Genomic DNA, 14,542 nt, shown 5'->3' on the forward strand with positions numbered 1-14,542 from the left:
CGGTAAATTCATTCGTATCCGCGCAACCGCATCGGCAGATTCAGTCCCGATAGCCGGATTCACGCGCGACAACCTGAACCGCATCACGCATCAATGCCACCTCGATCGGCGCAATCAATACATGCAGCTCGATACCGCAGGCGTTCATCCACGCGTGTCATCGCAGAGGGCGCACCCACTCGCTCGCGTCTAGCACCGCTCACGGCGCCAGACGCGGCGCTGCCCGCCCGGCTCTCGCATGCCCACCGTTAGCGCGGCGCGGCGGGCGTCACCAAGAGAAAGACCATGCGAATTCTGATCGTCGAAGACGAAGCGAAAACCGGTATCTACCTCCAGAAGGGTCTGACAGAAGCGGGGTTTGTTGCCGATTGGGTGGAAGACGGCGTGACCGGCCAGCATCTCGCCCTGACCGAAGACTACGACCTGATCATTCTCGACGTGATGCTGCCCGGCCGGGACGGTTGGACTGTACTGAAAAATCTGCGCCACATACGTTCCACACCGGTATTGCTGCTCACCGCACGTGACGACCTGGACGACAAGGTACGCGGCCTCGAAATGGGTGGCGACGATTACCTGGTCAAACCCTTCGACTTTGCGGAACTACTGGCACGCGTCCGCTCCATCTTGCGGCGTGGCCATGCGCGCGATTCCGCTTCGCTGCACGTCTCGGATCTGGCACTCGACCTGACGCGCCGCAAGGCCACACGTCAGGGCAATACGATTCTTTTGACCGCCAAGGAGTTCGCGCTGTTATGGCTGCTGATGCGCCGCCACGGTGAAATCCTGCCGCGCTCGACTATCGCCTCGCAGGTGTGGGACATGAATTTCGACAGTGACACCAACGTGGTCGATGCCGCAATCCGACGCGTGCGCGCGAAGGTCGACGACAACTACGAACCGAAGTTGATCCACACGGTGCGCGGCATGGGCTACGTGCTCGAAGAACGCAGCGGCGCGCCACGATGAGATGGCGCATGCCCTGCTCTATCCTTGCACCGCGGGCGCTATGGCTAGCAAAGCCGTTAGCGTCGCTCGTGCCACATACCTTGAGGGCACGGCTCTCGATCCTGTTTGCGGTATCGACCTCGCTATTGCTCGTATTCAACGGCGTATTGCTGTACCACGGCCTGAAGACGCGTCTCGACTCGACCTCAGCGCGCGAAATGACTTCGACGCTCACCGCCCTGCAACTGAGTCTGCAAAAGATGTCCGGATTCGACGCGGTTCGCGCCGATCGCCAAATCTGGTATGACCATCTGCACGGTCACCAGAATCTCGACATCGGATTGTTCGATGCGTGTGGCGTGCCGCTCGCCCGCACCAACGGCTACTGGCCAAACGCCGAGTCGCTGGCGGTGCACGCCGGGTCTGCCCCCGTACAGGTGAAGGTGGAAGGCAGGCCAATGCGTTTCCTGGTAGCCATGGCGCCGCTCGGCGGCCTATCCGGCGCGCGCGTGCGCGTGGTCGTGCAATACGACGCCAGCGCCGAAGGCGCCTTGCTAAGCGCCTACGCACTCAATGTGTTGTTCGTGAGCGTGATCGGCACGCTGGTGAACGCACTGCTGGCCTGGTGGATCGCGCGTTTCGGCTTGCGGCCGCTGGCCCGTCTGACCGCCCGCGCCGAGCAGATCTCCAGCAGCCGCCTTGCCCGGCCGTTGCCCGAGAGTGACATGCCCGGTGAACTCAAGGAATTGAGCCATGCCTTCAACCGCATGCTCGCGCGACTGCACGAATCCTTCACACGTCTCACGCAGTTCTCGTCCGACCTCGCGCACGACATGCGCACGCCGCTGACCAACTTGCTGGCTGAAGCGCAAGTTGCACTTTCACAACCCCGTTCCGCCGACGATTACCGCGCGGTGATCGAGTCGAGCGTGGACGAATTCCAGCGCCTGTCGCGCCTGATCGACAGCATGCTGTTTCTCGCCCGCACCGATAGCGCACAACGCCGCTTGTCGCTGCAACAGCTGGACGCGCGTAGCGAAGCGTTGCGGGTCGCGGGCTACTACGAGAGCATGGCCGCGGACGCCGGCGTGGAGATCGTCGTCACGGGCAATGCGAGTTTTGAAGGCGACGTGCTGCTCGTGCAGCGCGCGCTGAGCAATCTGGTTTCGAATGCATTGACGCACGCGCCGCGCGGCAGCATGGTGGAACTGCATTGCACCGAGCAAATCCGCTACGCCCAACTATCCGTATCCGACAGCGGCGCAGGCATCGCCGAGCCGCATCTGACAAGAATTTTTGACCGCTTCTACCGTGTCGATCCGGCGCGCTACAACTCGGCGCGCGGCACCGGGCTCGGCCTTGCCATTGTCAGGTCGATCATGAACGAACACCAGGGCGAATGCAGCGTCGAAAGCGTCCCGCATGTGCACACCACATTCAGTCTGCGCTTTCCGAAGCAACCCACCGCCTTGCCGACGATTAAGGTGCAGAGACGAAGACTCCGAAAAAGGCAGGAAAGTCCGGAAAAATGACGGAATTATCATCCCGTCATCACCATCGCCTCATGCCTCTCCGTGCAGAATGAGTCATACCGGAATACAACTTCGGTATGCCAATCATTCACGGAGAGATAGATGACATCGAAACGAATTGTTCTCGCCACCCTTCTCGCCAGCGCACTGTCCACATCCGCGCTGGCCTACAACGACGACCGCATCTCCGCACCGGACGACCCGAACCGGATCGCGCCGCCGTGGTCGAAGAACGTGCCCACCACGCAACCGCGCCAGATCGGGAAAACACGCGCGCAAGTCCGCGAGGAGCTGATCGAAGCGCAACGCGCGGGGATCATCCCAACCACTGAGGCTGATTACCCGCCGAGCCAGCGAACCATCAACGCGAACCGTGCCCGCTACCAGATTAGTGAGCGTTATTGGGCCAGCAAGGACTGAAGCGAACGCAACGACACAAGGAGCGTCACCGATGACCTACCCTCAGCGCATGCTAGTCGAAAACCTCGCATGGTCCGACGAAATCAACACCCGGGACCCCGCTTACTTCGAGCGCCTCGCCAGCGACCAGCGGCCCAACGTGTTATGGCTCGGCTGCTCCGACAGCCGTGTACCCGAAGCCGTCACACGCGCAATGCCAGGTGAGATCTTCGTGCATAGAAATATCGCGAACCTGGTCTGCGAGCACGATGACAGTCTCGTGAGCGTGCTGGAATATGCCACCGTCGTACTACGCGTGCAGCACATCGTCGTATGCGGCCATCATTGCTGCGGCGGTGTGCAAGCGGCGTTGCGACCACCAGCCGCCGCGTTGCCGAACGTCAATCGTCGCATCGAGCCGATTCGACGATTGACCGCGCTGCATAGATCTGAACTCCGTCTTCTGGAGAATTTCAACGACCGTGCGGACCGGCTCGCCGAGCTCAACGTGCTGGCCCAGGTGCAGACGCTGCGCGCTATGCCACTGATTCAAAGCGCGCAGCTTCCGATACAGATTCATGGCTGGATATTTTCAATGCACGATGGCCGCCTGAAGGCACTGACCGACCCGCAATGGGCGCTCGCCAATGCCAACGACGCCCGCGAGGCGGTCGGCTAAACGCCGGAGCCGCTTGCGCGTTGCGGCCGGTGCAAGCGGCACAAGCCGGTGGCACAAGCGGGCGGCAGAAACAAACGGCACGGCAGCGCAATCGTCGCCCAAACCCGCCGCCTTCCATGCGGCGACCCGGCTCCTCCGCGAGCGCCGCTGTCCTCCCTCAGTTCGACTCCCCAGCTTCGAGGCAAGTCTCACGATGACCCACGCTCACGCCACGCCCCCTCATGATTCTTCCCCACCCGCTTGCCAGGCATCCGCCTGGCGCACCGATCTGCTCGCCGGTGTCAGCGTATTCCTGATCGCACTGCCGCTGTGTCTGGGCATTGCGACGGCCTCAGGCGTAGCCCCATTCGCCGGCATTCTCGCCGGTGTGATCGGCGGGCTCGTGGTGGCGCTACTGAGTGGATCGCGGCTCAGCGTAAGCGGCCCGGCGGCCGGTCTCGTCGTGATCGTCGTAGAGGCGCTTGCCACGCTGGGCAGCTTCTCCGCGTTTCTGACCGCGCTGGTGCTGGCGGGTACCTTGCAATTGATGTTCGGTTTTTTACGAGCCGGCAAACTGGCCAGTTACGTGCCGCCACCGGTGATCAACGGCATGCTCGCCGCGATCGGGATTCTGCTGATCGCGAACCAGTTGCCACTGGCGGCAGGGTTCGCCAATGGTGGCATATCGGCCGCAACACCGTTGCTGGCGCTCGTCTCGCTGGCGATTCTCCTCACGTGGGAAACGCCGGCATTGCGTGCCTTCGCCCTCGTGCGCGCGATTCCCGCGCCGCTCGCTGTCGTGTCCTTCGGCATCGCCGCGACCGCGCTTGGTGACACGTTCGGGGGGAATGTGTCACTTGCGTCGATACAGCGTGTCGCCATGCCGCCGCTTGGCTCGTGGGACGCCTTAAGCCAGGCATTCACCTTCCCCAGTTTCACACAGTGGCTCAATCCCGACGTATGGCGCGTAGCCGTGGTGATCGCGATCGTCGCGAGTCTGGAAACCTTGCTGAGTCTCGAAGCGTTGGAGCAGATCGATCCGGCGCATCAAAAACCGGCACCCAATCGCGAACTGAAAGCCCAGGGCGTCGGCGACCTGCTCGCCGGCCTGCTCGGCGCCTTACCGCTCACCGCCGTGGTGGTACGCAGCGCGGCCAACGTGCATGCAGGCGGACGCGGCCGCCTGTCGTGCGTGACTCACGGCGTCATGCTGCTGATCGCCTGTCTCGCGTTGACCCGCGTGATCAATATGATTCCGTTGGCAAGCCTCGCGGCGATCCTGATTCATACCGGCTACAAACTCGCCAAGCCACAATTGTTCGTGTCGATGGGTAAAGCGGGCTTCGCACAGGTCGTGCCGTTCATCGGCACCATCGTGGGCGTACTGGCGACCGATCTGCTGATCGGCATCGCGATAGGCTTCGCGCTGAGCGTCGCGCTGGTGGTCGAACGCAACATGCGCCGCGTATTGAGTTTCACACGCGATGGAGACCACTATCTGCTGACCGTGCGCAAGAGCGCGACCTTCTTCTGCACGCCGCAACTGAAGCACTATCTCGGGCAGGTTCACTCCGGCGCAACCTTGATTCTCGATGCGACTCACGCCGATCATATCGATCACGATGTGCGTCAGGTGGTCGACCGGTACACGGCGCGAGCGAGAACGTGCGGCGTGCGCATCGAGTACAAGCAGTGGCCGGTGCGCCGCTAACGCGAGGCCGGCAAAGGCGACGGCCTCAATCGAGAAACTCCGTCGCCCGCTTGCGCAGCACCGCGCCGAAATCGTCGAGCCAGTCGATCGACAGCCGCCAGCTCTGCCAGTACAGATCGATATCGATATGCTTGCCGGGCGCCATGTCCACCAATTCGCCGCTGGCCAGATGCGGTGCGATCATCCGTTCGGGGCACATGCCCCAGCCCAGTCCCGTCACGCAGGCACGCAGAAAGCCGGCGACGTGCGGAATCCAGTGCAACGGCGGATCGAGTTCCGCTCGCGTGATGCGGCGCATGAAGCGCTTCTGCAATTGATCCTTGGGATTGAAATCGACGCACGGCGCGCGCCGCAGCGACTCGCGCGTGACGCCGTCGGCAAAATGACGCTCACGAAACGCCGGCGTGCATACCGCCAGATAGCGCATCCGCCCGAGACGTGTCGAGCGGCAGCCCTGCACCGGCTCTGCTTGCGTGGTAACCGCGCCTTGGACGCTGCCGTCGCGAATCCGTTGCGCGGTGTGGTCCTGATCGTCGATCACCAGATCGAGCAGCATCTCCCGCTCTACGCAGAACTGCGCCACTGCATCGATAAACCAGGTGCCCACGCTGTCGTCGTTGACGGCCACACGTAGTGCCGGCCACGGTTCGACCAGCGCGCCAGGCAACGCGGGCAGCCGGCCGCTCAGCTCCGCTTCCAGTAGGAGCACGCGTTCGGTATGGCGGCACAGCAACGCGCCCGAGGTGGTCGCGACGCACGGCTGACCGCGCTTCACAAGCACGCTGCCCACCCGTTCCTCCAGCAGCTTGACCCGCTGGGAGACGGCTGACGGCGTCACATTCAGTTCGCTGGCCGCACGGTCGAACGAGCCGTGCCGCACCACGGCGGCCAGTGCGTCGAGCAACGCATAGTCGAGCATTAGCGTTCCTTAATCGGCATTAAGTGAATTAGCTTCTCTTATGAGAAGCAAAACCGCAGACTAGCCTCGTTCGCTTCCCCCGTCTACTGGATCGATTATGAATTGGCTGTCTTTTTCCCACGGTGCCGCCCTGTGCGCATCGCTAATCGTGACGATTGGCGCGCAAAACGCCTTTGTGCTCCGTCAGGGCATCATGCGCTCGCACGTCGGCAAAATCGTCGCGTTGTGCGCGCTGTCGGACTTCATCCTGATCGGTGCGGGTGTGGGCGGTGCGTCGGTTCTGGTGGAACGCTATCCGGTTTTCGTCCACGCGATGCTGTATGTTGGGCTCGCCTATCTGGCGTGGTTCGGCATCAACGCGCTGCGCCGTGCGGTGCGGCCTGGCCATGCGGCACTGGACGCCAACGCGGGCGGTGCGACGCCGGGCACGAACGCGGCACCCGCGCAACGCGCCATGCCGATCATCCTGATGACCTTGGCCCTCACGTGGCTCAATCCGCACGTGTATCTCGACACTTTCCTGCTGATCGGCACGGCCGGCGCGCGCGAACCGGATGGCGCGCGGGTGGCGTTCGCGCTCGGCGCCATGGCCGTAAGCGGCGTCTGGTTTGTCGGTCTGGGCTATGGCGCCCGCGCACTGGCGCCGATGTTCCGCCGGGCGACGGCGTGGCGCGTGCTGGATGGCGCGATTGGCAGCATGGTGTTGCTGCTGGCGGTGACACAGATGCGGTGATCCCCGGCAGGCGTCCTATTTCTGCACTTGCTGCATGCCGAGCAGATCCTGCACGAGTTGCGCCGACACATAATGCGGCCCGTCGAACAGATAGGTCCGGTAGCCACGATACGCGCGCAGTTGCGGCAACAGTTCAGCGGCCGTCGCCGGGCGGAACGCACCACCCTGGGCGGGACGGAATGCCTCGGCAATGATCCGCACCCGGTCCTTGCCGAGCCGCGCCGCCAGCGCGTCCGCATACTCACGCGCGGCCGCCGGGCCGCGCGCATAGACACCGCAACCATCCTGCAGAAACACGCCGACATCGTGCGGCAGCCAACCGTCCAGCCACGCGGCCAGCGCGGCGCCACCGATATTCGAGTTGTCATAGACACTGATCCACAGCGGCCGCGGCAGCTTGTCCAGCAAAGGCGCGAGCGCGGCGGCATCCTTCCAGGTCGGATCGACTTCAACCGGAAAATAATAGCCGTCGACGTGAACCGCGGGCCGTACGGCCGCCAGTTGCTTCGATTGCTCGACCAGTTGCGCGATCTGCGCACGGGCTGTGGTTTCGTCGAAACGTCCGGCGAGACCGACGATCACGTTGCGCGCCCACGGTTCGCCGGCAATCCGTGTCCAGTCCGGCAGACGCTGAGCTGTTTGCATCTCGGTGCCGGGCAGAAACGACGTACCGTCCACCGACGTCCATTGCACCAGCAGATCCGTCACGCCGAGGCGGTTCCAGTCGCCGTGCGGGTCGACATGATCATCGTCGGGCTGCCAGACCACGCCCTGGGCCAACGCGCCGGCGGCGCCCGACGCTGGCGCCGAGCAGCCGTAGACGAGCGCTGCGCACGCGCTCGCAGCGAGCAGCGCGCGGCGGCGTGGCGAAGCCGGCTGTCCCTCCAGGATCTGAACGTCTTGCGAATTACGCATTGTGTTGGCGCTGTGCTTTGAGATGAACGTCACGATAATCCTGAGCGAGTTGCGCGCGATCGATCTTGAAGTTGACCGATACCGGCAAGGACCGGCACGCGAGCAATTCTGACGGGATCATATACGACGGCAGGCGCGCGGCCAGCAGCATCTTCCAGTCGTGCAACGCGTCGGGCAGTCGGCCATCGTCGTTGCCGGTTGCGACGAACCCGACGATCCGCGCGACCGAGCCGTCCGGCCGCCGCAACGGCACACTTGCAGCACTCGCAGCGCCGGGCAGCGCGCGCAAGGCCGCGTCGATCTCCATCAATTCGATCCGGTAGCCACCCATCTTGATCTGATCGTCGATACGTCCGTGGCAAAACAGCAGTCCGCCGCCGTCGACCGCGCCCAGATCGCCGGTACGAAACGCACGCTGACCGTCGTGGATGAACATGCGCGCCGCGTTCAGGTCTGCGCGGTTGAGATAGCCACGCATGACGTGCGCACCGGCGATACACAATTCACCCTCGTCGACGAACACCTCGGCGTCACGCTTGGCGTAGCCAATCGGCAGGCGCGCATGATGGGCGAGCACCGCATCGTCGACGACGATCCAGGTGGTCGCCACCGTCGCCTCGGTCGGTCCGTACGTGTTGATGAGCCGCGCGGCCGGAAAGCGCTGGCGCAATTGCCGCGCGAGTGCGACCGGCAGCACTTCGCCGCAGAACAGGAAGGTTCCGAGCGTCGGCAAGCCGTCTTGCGAGAACTGTGGATTGAGCAGTTGCTGTTGCGCAAACGAGGGGGTCGACACCCAGGTGGTTACAGCATGTCGTGCGAGCGTGGCGAGGAACGTTGCGCCCTGCGCCGTCAGCGCGCGCGAGGCGAGCACCACGGTGCCGCCGAGCGTGAGCGTGCCGAACACTTCGTACATCGACAGATCGAAGCTGAATGGCGCCTGATTCAGGAACACCGGCACGTCGCCGAGCGCGAAGTCGGCCGCCATCCAGTCGGCCAGCGCGGCGACGCTTTCGCGGCCGATCTGCACGCCCTTGGGTTCGCCGGTCGTGCCCGAAGTGAATAGAACGTACGCGAGATTCTTCTCGCGCAATGCCTGGGGTGCTGAGGCTGGCGATGCTGATCCCTGTGCCGCGCCCGTTTCGGGTCGCCCGCCCTGCGCGTTCAAACTCACGAAGCGGCCGCCCTGCGCGTCGAAGTACGTCTGCGCACTGAGCGCGCTTGCGATGCGCCGCATCCGTTCATCCGGATAGATCGTATCGACCGGCACGAACGGCGCGCCGAGCAGCAGCGCCCCCGCCATCGCCACCAGGAAACCCGCTTCCTTGTGACCACGGACGATCACCGGTACATCCGCCGCGAAACCGTGCGCACGCGCCTGCGCGACCCACACGTGGGCTTGTTCCGCCAACTCGTGCCAGCGCAACGCACGATCGGCGCCGATCACCGCCCATGCGTCGGCACGCACATCGGTGTCGGCAAAGCGGCTCGCGTTCAGATCGAATCGCATGGCGCGCCTAGCGATTGGCGGCGATGAACGCGCAAAGCGCATCCACGGATGCCAGGTGCTCGGCGATCTCGGTCGGCGGAATGCGCACGCCGAATTGCATCTCGACGCCCATTACGATTTCGACGGCTAGCACCGAATCGACCAGCCCCGCTTCGAGCAGGAGTTCATCACCGCGCACGAGGCGCAGTACGACGGATTCGACCAGTGCCGCCACGTCGGCGTGCAGCGTTTCGTTTTGAGTCATTGTGTTGTCCTTGCGCAAACGTCGTTCCGGCAATCAGAACTGGAAATAAAGAAAACGCACTTCGCCATGCAACTGCGCGACGCAGAACACCAGCACGCCGAGCATCGCGACGGTCCAGGGCAGCGAAGGCCGCCATGTCAGCGCAACGGGCAAGCCTTCGGCCGCCCGGTCGAGCGCCGGCGAGAAACGGCTCATCAGTTGATGTGAATTCGGCGTGCACCAAACGATCGCCAGTAGCGCGACGATCTGCAAGGCGAGCGTCGAGCGGCCCGCGACCAGATGCAACCACTCGCCGAGGCCTAGGTTTGCCGTGCCCCACGCGGGCCAGTCGAGCGCTTCGATACCGTGCAGGCCCGCCATGCCTTGCAGTAACGCAAGCGCGTCGCCAACGCCATGGGCGCGGAAAAACGCAAACGCGACTAACGCAGCCACGAAGGTCAGTAACACGTTGCCCACATGGCGAACGCGTGCCTTGAAACGCATTGCGAATGCCGCTGCGGTCCCTGCCGTTTCGATCGCCGGTGCTGACGTTGCTGCTGCTCCCGCTGCCACCGGCGCAGCCGCCGCCCGCCACGCGCGATAAGCGTGATTCACAGCGAGATATGACGCATGCAGCAAGCCGTAAATAAGATATTGCAAGCCCGCGCCGTGCCAGATGCCGGCCAACGCCATCGTGTAGAAGGTGGGTACGGCGACTGTCGAGAGAAATCCGCGCGTCGAACGTTGTGCGAGACGGCCGATCGGCAGGCCACGCAGCGCACGGCTGCGGTTGATCCGCATCGCCATCGGGTAGTACAGGTAAGCAGTGAGATAGCGCGTGAGCGTCATATGCCAGCGCTGCCAGAAATCGATGATGCTGGTCGCCTTGAACGGCGAATTGAAGTTCAGCGGAAAGCGCACGCCGAACATCTTCGCAAGGCCCACGGCCATGTCCGAATAGCCGGAGAAGTCGAAGTAAAGCTGCAGCGCGTACGCGAGGCAGGTACCCCACGCCGCCAGCCACTGCAACTCGTGCGGCGCGGCGAAGCCCGCGTCGGCGAACGGTGCGATGGTGTCGGCGAACAGCACCTTCTTCGCCAAACCGATCGTAAAGACGAACGCGCCGATCGACAGGTTTTCCGCGCGCAGCTTATACGTGGCCGGCTGCGCGAACTGCGTCATCATTTCCTTGTGATGCAGGATCGGCCCTGCGATCAGATGCGGAAAGAACGTGACGAACTGCACGTAGCCGAGCGGGTCGCGCTCCTTGACGATGCCCGCGTTGCAATCGAGCAGATAGCCGATCTGCGTGAAGGTGAAAAACGACACGCCGAGCGGCAGGATCACGTCCTGCATGCCGTGTGCGAGCCAGTCGGCCGGCGCGATACCGCTTGCGTTCACGAGCGCGGTGAGCAGCGTCGCCAGATATTTGTAGCGCACCAGCAGCGCAAGGTCAGCGGTGATCGCGAGGCCGAGCAACCAGCGGCGGCGTGTGGACTGCGCGGGCGCCGCGACAATCGCGCAACTCATCGCGTAGTTGAACATGATCGACGCCACCAGCAAGGCGACGAACGCCGGATTCCACCAGCCGTAGAACACGATCGACGCACCGCATAGCCATGCCGCCGCGGCGCGCGGTGTACGCTGGCCGAGCAGGTAGTAGCCGACCAGCGCAGGTGGCAGGAACAGCGTGAGGAAGATGAATGAATTGAATAGCATCGGGGTCAGTCCTGCCTGGCTGGCGCGGGCGCAGTGCCGGCTGGAACGGTGCCGACCGGAGTGGTGGCCCCACCCGTTGCCTGGGTCGTTGCCGAAGCCGCAGCGGCGTTGGCGTTAGCGGCTGCCGCTGTGCTCTGAACAGCAGCCAACGGTGGCGCTATATCGAGCGGCATCGACAGTGCGTCCTCCGACATTTCCCAGATCACCACGCGCACGCTCTTCGGCCACGTGGCGCGCGCGCGCCAGACAGCCTGCATCGCACGATCGAACTGACCGTCGTCGAGGCTGACGTTCCACACTTCGCGGCCGAGCTGCTCGCCGAGGCGCTCGGCAAACGCGCTGCGGCGCGAAAACGAACTGCCCGCGAGCAGCACGTCAGCGGCGGGGCCGTCGTCGAGCAGGCCGCCGCTGCGTTGCGCCTGCAGTGTTTCGGCAGCGACGACGTCAGGCGCCGGCCGCCACGCATCCGGCACGTCATTCAAATTGGCAAGGGTGAGCAGATCGCCGACGCGCGGCCCGGGTTGCGCCGTCGCATGGGTGAATTTTGTCTCACCGGGTTTGCCGAGCAAAGGCAACACTGCGGCTCCGACCACCTGTGCAGCCGCTTGCGCACCGCGCGCATTCCAATGCACGTCGGTACGGAAAAACGCCGGACGCGCAGCTTGCAATGCCGGCAGCAGTTCGACGTGCGTGACATGGCTCGCGGTCAACGCACGATTCCATACATTCAGACGCTGCGTCATCCGCGCGTCCTGGCGCAGCCCGCACAACGCTTCGCTTTCCACGCGCGCTTTGTCGGGCACCGTCACCACCACCAGTTGAATCCCGGCGCCACGCAACGCCTCCGCGTAACGATGCAACGAGGCGATGCGCGCATCGGTCAGCGCATCGCCGCCATTTGCGCGTTCGACGGGATCATGTCCGGCCTGCACCGGCGCGCGCAGACCGTCCGCATAGAACAGCCAGCCGGGACAGCCCTCGCGCACTTGATGCCCGAGGTCGCCAAACAACCGGTAACGCACCGCGGCTTGCCAGCGATGCAGCGAGCGAGCGTACGGCACATCGATCGCGCGGTCGAGACTGCGGCCGAGGCTGCCGTCGCGCCAACCATTCGCATCGAACGACGCGCCGTTGCGCGACTGCATGCCAAGCGACACCAGCGCACCCGCGCAACCGAGGCCGAGCAGCAGCGCGATCAGCCACGCGACGCGCCGATGCGCGCGCGCGAGCGGCGGCGCGGCGAGCGGCCCTGCCGCCGCAGCAGGGTGGCCGTGCGCCGCGCCGGCGTCGTTGCCGGCTGAGCCTGCTGCTGTGTGACCCGCGGTGCGCGCCGGCGTGCGTCCGACTGACTCGCTCATCAGGCGATAGCCTTGCTCAGGCGTGCCAGGAACATCTCGTCGGCCATGACCGAGGCCGCGTCCCACTGCCCGCCCGCGCTCGGCAGATTCATCATCTGCCCTTCGTTGAATTGCCAGACGATCGCTTGTGGCGGATTCGCCTTGAAGGCCGGTGCTTCCACATAGTTGAGCAGCGTCTTCCACGGACCCGTGTCGCCGAAGGTCCACGTCAATCCGACCGGGCGATCGATTGCGTTCGAGAGCTTCTGCGGAAAGCCAAGGTACGGCTGGACCATGCTGTTGCCCACCACCTGCACGACTGGCGGGCCGCCGTCGACGAGCTCCGGCGACGCCACCACCGTACGCACGATGAAGTGATCCTTGCCGACCGCTTTCTTGCGCTCCGGCGGCAGCAAGGTGGCGAGGTCGCCGTAACGGACTTCCTCGTTCCACTTGCCGAGCCGGTTCCCCGCGCCGGCGGTGCCCTTCAGCGGACCAACCGCGGCAAGACGTTTGGCAACGCGCGCCGCGACGGCTTCGGCGGAATGGCCGCTCCAATGGTAGTCGGCGCGAATGTACTTTTCCTGTGAAGCATCGACCGCGGCGATCGCGCCGTCACCATCGACGATCTGCACGCCGAGCGAGGTGGCATGCGCGCGAATTGCGGCGTAGCGGCTCGCGACACCCGCGGACATTGCGACGCCGTCCGGCAGATTCTCCGGGCATGAACGGGCTTTCAGCGGTGCGATCACGATCACACTATGGATGCCGCGCGCCGCCAGCCTGTCCGTCGCCTGATGGATCAGATCGACGGCCTTCAGACAGGCGGACGTCGCGTCATCGGTGAGGCTCTCCCAGCCGGGATAGAGCCACAGATTGCGGCCTTCGATCACACTGGTCGACGCCGCGGCAAACGCGCGACGCGGCAGCAGCGATAGCGCGCCGCCGAGCGGGGCGGCGGCCAGGGCGAGCAGCAGGCGACGACGAGCGCTGTTGAGCGGCCCGGCCTGGACGGACGGTTGGAGGAGCGAACGGCTGGAGTGGGTCATGTCGTGAATTCCCCGTAACTGATTTGAGGCGTCTCTCAGTGGAGCAACGGCGGCGCCGCGCGCGATGAAGCGTGGCCCGCGTTGCGATCTTTTCTTGGTGTTCCCGCTACTTCGCGCTACTAATTCGTGCTGCTAATTCGTGTTGCCATTGCGTGCCGTTCAGTTGACGGCCGGCGGCCACGCGAGCACGTCGCGCGCACCGCTCAACACCGGCTTTGCCGCATCGCCGGTAACGAACAGGCTGTAGCTGTCGCCGGCGGCCAGCGCCGGCAAGGGCAGCGCCGCACTCGCCGCCGCGCCGCACTGCCCCACCAGCTTCGCGCTGACTGGATTGATCGCGCGCGCGTCCTGCGCGCCGGCGGCCACTTGCGAGAACACCGTCGGACCATTGCCGTCCACACCGATCCTGGCGCTGCACCCGGGCGCGAAATTGAACGCACGCAAGGTCGCCTTCAATCCATCGACGCGCTCATAGCGGCCGACGATCCGCATCGCATGCCAACCCTTCGCGTCATGACGCAGCGCGACGGTGGCGGCGTCGCCTGCACGGGTCGTTGCATTGGCCGTTGCATTGGCAGAATCGGTGACATCGACCAGTGCCTTACCGTCGACCGTGACGCGTGCCGGCGTGCCTTGCGTCAGCACGCTGAAGCGCGTGGCCGCACCCGGCGCGAGCGTCTGCGGCGCCTCGCTGCCGGCAAGCACGACACGCACTGCCTGCGAAGACGCGTTCAGCACGCGCAGATACGACGCATTGGCGGGCGGCTGCGGTCCATACAGACTCGCGACATCGTCAGCCGCCGCATGCGCCACGCCTGCGGACAGCAGCGCGGTCACGGCCGTTGCCACTGCAACCTTCGATTTGCCCAAGCAGTTTTTTTTCATTTGATTC

At 64.4% G+C, this 14,542-nt stretch carries 14 protein-coding genes; 6 read left to right on the forward strand and 8 right to left on the reverse strand.

Translation table 11 applies throughout. The features are described from left to right. Positions 1 to 285: 285 nt before the first annotated feature. The 5 genes from irlR (at position 286) to PQQ52_RS32165 (ending at position 5,248) form a co-directional block, all read left to right on the forward strand. Positions 286 to 969, forward strand: a complete 684-nt coding sequence (gene irlR / locus PQQ52_RS32145; protein ID WP_408220643.1) for a heavy metal response regulator transcription factor IrlR — start codon at positions 286 to 288, stop codon at positions 967 to 969. 8 nt (positions 970 to 977) lie between these two features. Next, positions 978 to 2,480 (forward strand): heavy metal sensor histidine kinase, encoded by a 1,503-nt coding sequence (locus PQQ52_RS32150; RefSeq protein WP_408220645.1) that lies wholly within the window; start codon positions 978 to 980, stop codon positions 2,478 to 2,480. 102 nt (positions 2,481 to 2,582) lie between these two features. Then, a complete protein-coding gene (locus tag PQQ52_RS32155; RefSeq protein WP_408220647.1) occupies positions 2,583 to 2,900 on the forward strand; it encodes a DUF4148 domain-containing protein in 318 nt (105 codons plus the stop codon). Between the two features lie 31 nt (positions 2,901 to 2,931). After that, positions 2,932 to 3,558, forward strand: coding sequence for a carbonic anhydrase (locus PQQ52_RS32160; RefSeq protein WP_408220649.1), 627 nt, complete (start codon positions 2,932 to 2,934; stop codon positions 3,556 to 3,558). Between the two features lie 193 nt (positions 3,559 to 3,751). Beyond that, complete coding sequence (locus PQQ52_RS32165) at positions 3,752 to 5,248, forward strand: SulP family inorganic anion transporter (RefSeq protein WP_408220651.1); 1,497 nt, start codon at positions 3,752 to 3,754, stop codon at positions 5,246 to 5,248. A gap of 25 nt (positions 5,249 to 5,273) precedes the next feature. Here the strand turns inward: PQQ52_RS32165 and PQQ52_RS32170 are convergent, their stop codons facing one another. After that, positions 5,274 to 6,167, reverse strand: coding sequence for a LysR family transcriptional regulator ArgP (locus tag PQQ52_RS32170; protein ID WP_408220653.1), 894 nt, complete (start codon positions 6,165 to 6,167; stop codon positions 5,274 to 5,276). Positions 6,168 to 6,264: 97 nt separating this feature from the next. On the opposite strand from PQQ52_RS32170, the gene PQQ52_RS32175 reads away from it, so the two are divergent. Further along, positions 6,265 to 6,900 carry a LysE/ArgO family amino acid transporter gene (locus tag PQQ52_RS32175; protein WP_408220655.1) on the forward strand — a complete coding sequence of 212 codons (636 nt, stop codon included), beginning with the start codon at positions 6,265 to 6,267 and terminating at the stop codon, positions 6,898 to 6,900. Between the two features lie 15 nt (positions 6,901 to 6,915). On the opposite strand, the gene PQQ52_RS32180 is transcribed toward PQQ52_RS32175, so the two are convergent. The 7 genes from PQQ52_RS32180 to PQQ52_RS32210 form a co-directional block, all read right to left on the reverse strand. After that, the gene (locus tag PQQ52_RS32180) at positions 6,916 to 7,815 is read right to left on the reverse strand and encodes an alpha-amylase family protein (RefSeq protein WP_408220708.1); all 900 of its coding nucleotides are present in this window, start codon (positions 7,813 to 7,815) and stop codon (positions 6,916 to 6,918) included. Next, positions 7,808 to 9,322: a D-alanine--poly(phosphoribitol) ligase gene (locus PQQ52_RS32185; protein WP_408220657.1), complete on the reverse strand. Its 1,515-nt coding sequence runs from the start codon at positions 9,320 to 9,322 to the stop codon at positions 7,808 to 7,810. The genes PQQ52_RS32180 and PQQ52_RS32185 overlap by 8 nt, the downstream gene beginning before the upstream one ends. A 7-nt stretch (positions 9,323 to 9,329) precedes the next feature. After that, positions 9,330 to 9,566 (reverse strand): acyl carrier protein, encoded by a 237-nt coding sequence (locus PQQ52_RS32190; RefSeq protein ID WP_408220659.1) that lies wholly within the window; start codon positions 9,564 to 9,566, stop codon positions 9,330 to 9,332. Between the two features lie 33 nt (positions 9,567 to 9,599). Further along, a complete protein-coding gene (locus tag PQQ52_RS32195; RefSeq protein WP_408220661.1) occupies positions 9,600 to 11,264 on the reverse strand; it encodes an MBOAT family O-acyltransferase in 1,665 nt (554 codons plus the stop codon). A 5-nt stretch (positions 11,265 to 11,269) separates the two neighbouring features. Continuing rightward, entirely contained in the window at positions 11,270 to 12,622 is a 1,353-nt protein-coding gene (locus tag PQQ52_RS32200) for an alginate O-acetyltransferase AlgX-related protein (RefSeq protein WP_408220663.1), read from the reverse strand. Further along, positions 12,622 to 13,650, reverse strand: coding sequence for an alginate O-acetyltransferase AlgX-related protein (locus PQQ52_RS32205; protein WP_408220665.1), 1,029 nt, complete (start codon positions 13,648 to 13,650; stop codon positions 12,622 to 12,624). The genes PQQ52_RS32200 and PQQ52_RS32205 overlap by 1 nt, the downstream gene beginning before the upstream one ends. 159 nt (positions 13,651 to 13,809) lie before the next feature. Next, entirely contained in the window at positions 13,810 to 14,535 is a 726-nt protein-coding gene (locus PQQ52_RS32210) for a cell division protein FtsQ (protein ID WP_408220667.1), read from the reverse strand. Positions 14,536 to 14,542: the final 7 nt, after the last annotated feature.

Origin of the sequence: Paraburkholderia sediminicola (assembly GCF_046030555.1) — a bacterium.
Lineage (GTDB): Bacteria > Pseudomonadota > Gammaproteobacteria > Burkholderiales > Burkholderiaceae > Paraburkholderia > Paraburkholderia sediminicola_E.

Excerpts from the sequence above, each read along its gene's own strand:
- PQQ52_RS32175 (WP_408220655.1), top strand. The coding sequence starts at position 6,265 with ATGAATTGGCTGTCTTTTTCCCACGGTGCCGCCCTGTGCGCATCGCTA.
- PQQ52_RS32160 (WP_408220649.1), top strand. The coding sequence starts at position 2,932 with ATGACCTACCCTCAGCGCATGCTAGTCGAAAACCTCGCATGGTCCGAC.
- PQQ52_RS32200 (WP_408220663.1), bottom strand. The coding sequence starts at position 12,622 with ATGAGCGAGTCAGTCGGACGCACGCCGGCGCGCACCGCGGGTCACACA.
- PQQ52_RS32170 (WP_408220653.1), bottom strand. The coding sequence starts at position 6,167 with ATGCTCGACTATGCGTTGCTCGACGCACTGGCCGCCGTGGTGCGGCAC.
- PQQ52_RS32150 (WP_408220645.1), top strand. The coding sequence starts at position 978 with ATGCCCTGCTCTATCCTTGCACCGCGGGCGCTATGGCTAGCAAAGCCG.
- PQQ52_RS32190 (WP_408220659.1), bottom strand. The coding sequence starts at position 9,566 with ATGACTCAAAACGAAACGCTGCACGCCGACGTGGCGGCACTGGTCGAA.
- PQQ52_RS32205 (WP_408220665.1), bottom strand. The coding sequence starts at position 13,650 with ATGACCCACTCCAGCCGTTCGCTCCTCCAACCGTCCGTCCAGGCCGGG.
- PQQ52_RS32180 (WP_408220708.1), bottom strand. The coding sequence starts at position 7,815 with ATGCGTAATTCGCAAGACGTTCAGATCCTGGAGGGACAGCCGGCTTCG.
- PQQ52_RS32155 (WP_408220647.1), top strand. The coding sequence starts at position 2,583 with ATGACATCGAAACGAATTGTTCTCGCCACCCTTCTCGCCAGCGCACTG.
- PQQ52_RS32210 (WP_408220667.1), bottom strand. The coding sequence starts at position 14,535 with ATGAAAAAAAACTGCTTGGGCAAATCGAAGGTTGCAGTGGCAACGGCC.
- PQQ52_RS32185 (WP_408220657.1), bottom strand. The coding sequence starts at position 9,322 with ATGCGATTCGATCTGAACGCGAGCCGCTTTGCCGACACCGATGTGCGT.
- PQQ52_RS32195 (WP_408220661.1), bottom strand. The coding sequence starts at position 11,264 with ATGCTATTCAATTCATTCATCTTCCTCACGCTGTTCCTGCCACCTGCG.
- PQQ52_RS32165 (WP_408220651.1), top strand. The coding sequence starts at position 3,752 with ATGACCCACGCTCACGCCACGCCCCCTCATGATTCTTCCCCACCCGCT.
- irlR (WP_408220643.1), top strand. The coding sequence starts at position 286 with ATGCGAATTCTGATCGTCGAAGACGAAGCGAAAACCGGTATCTACCTC.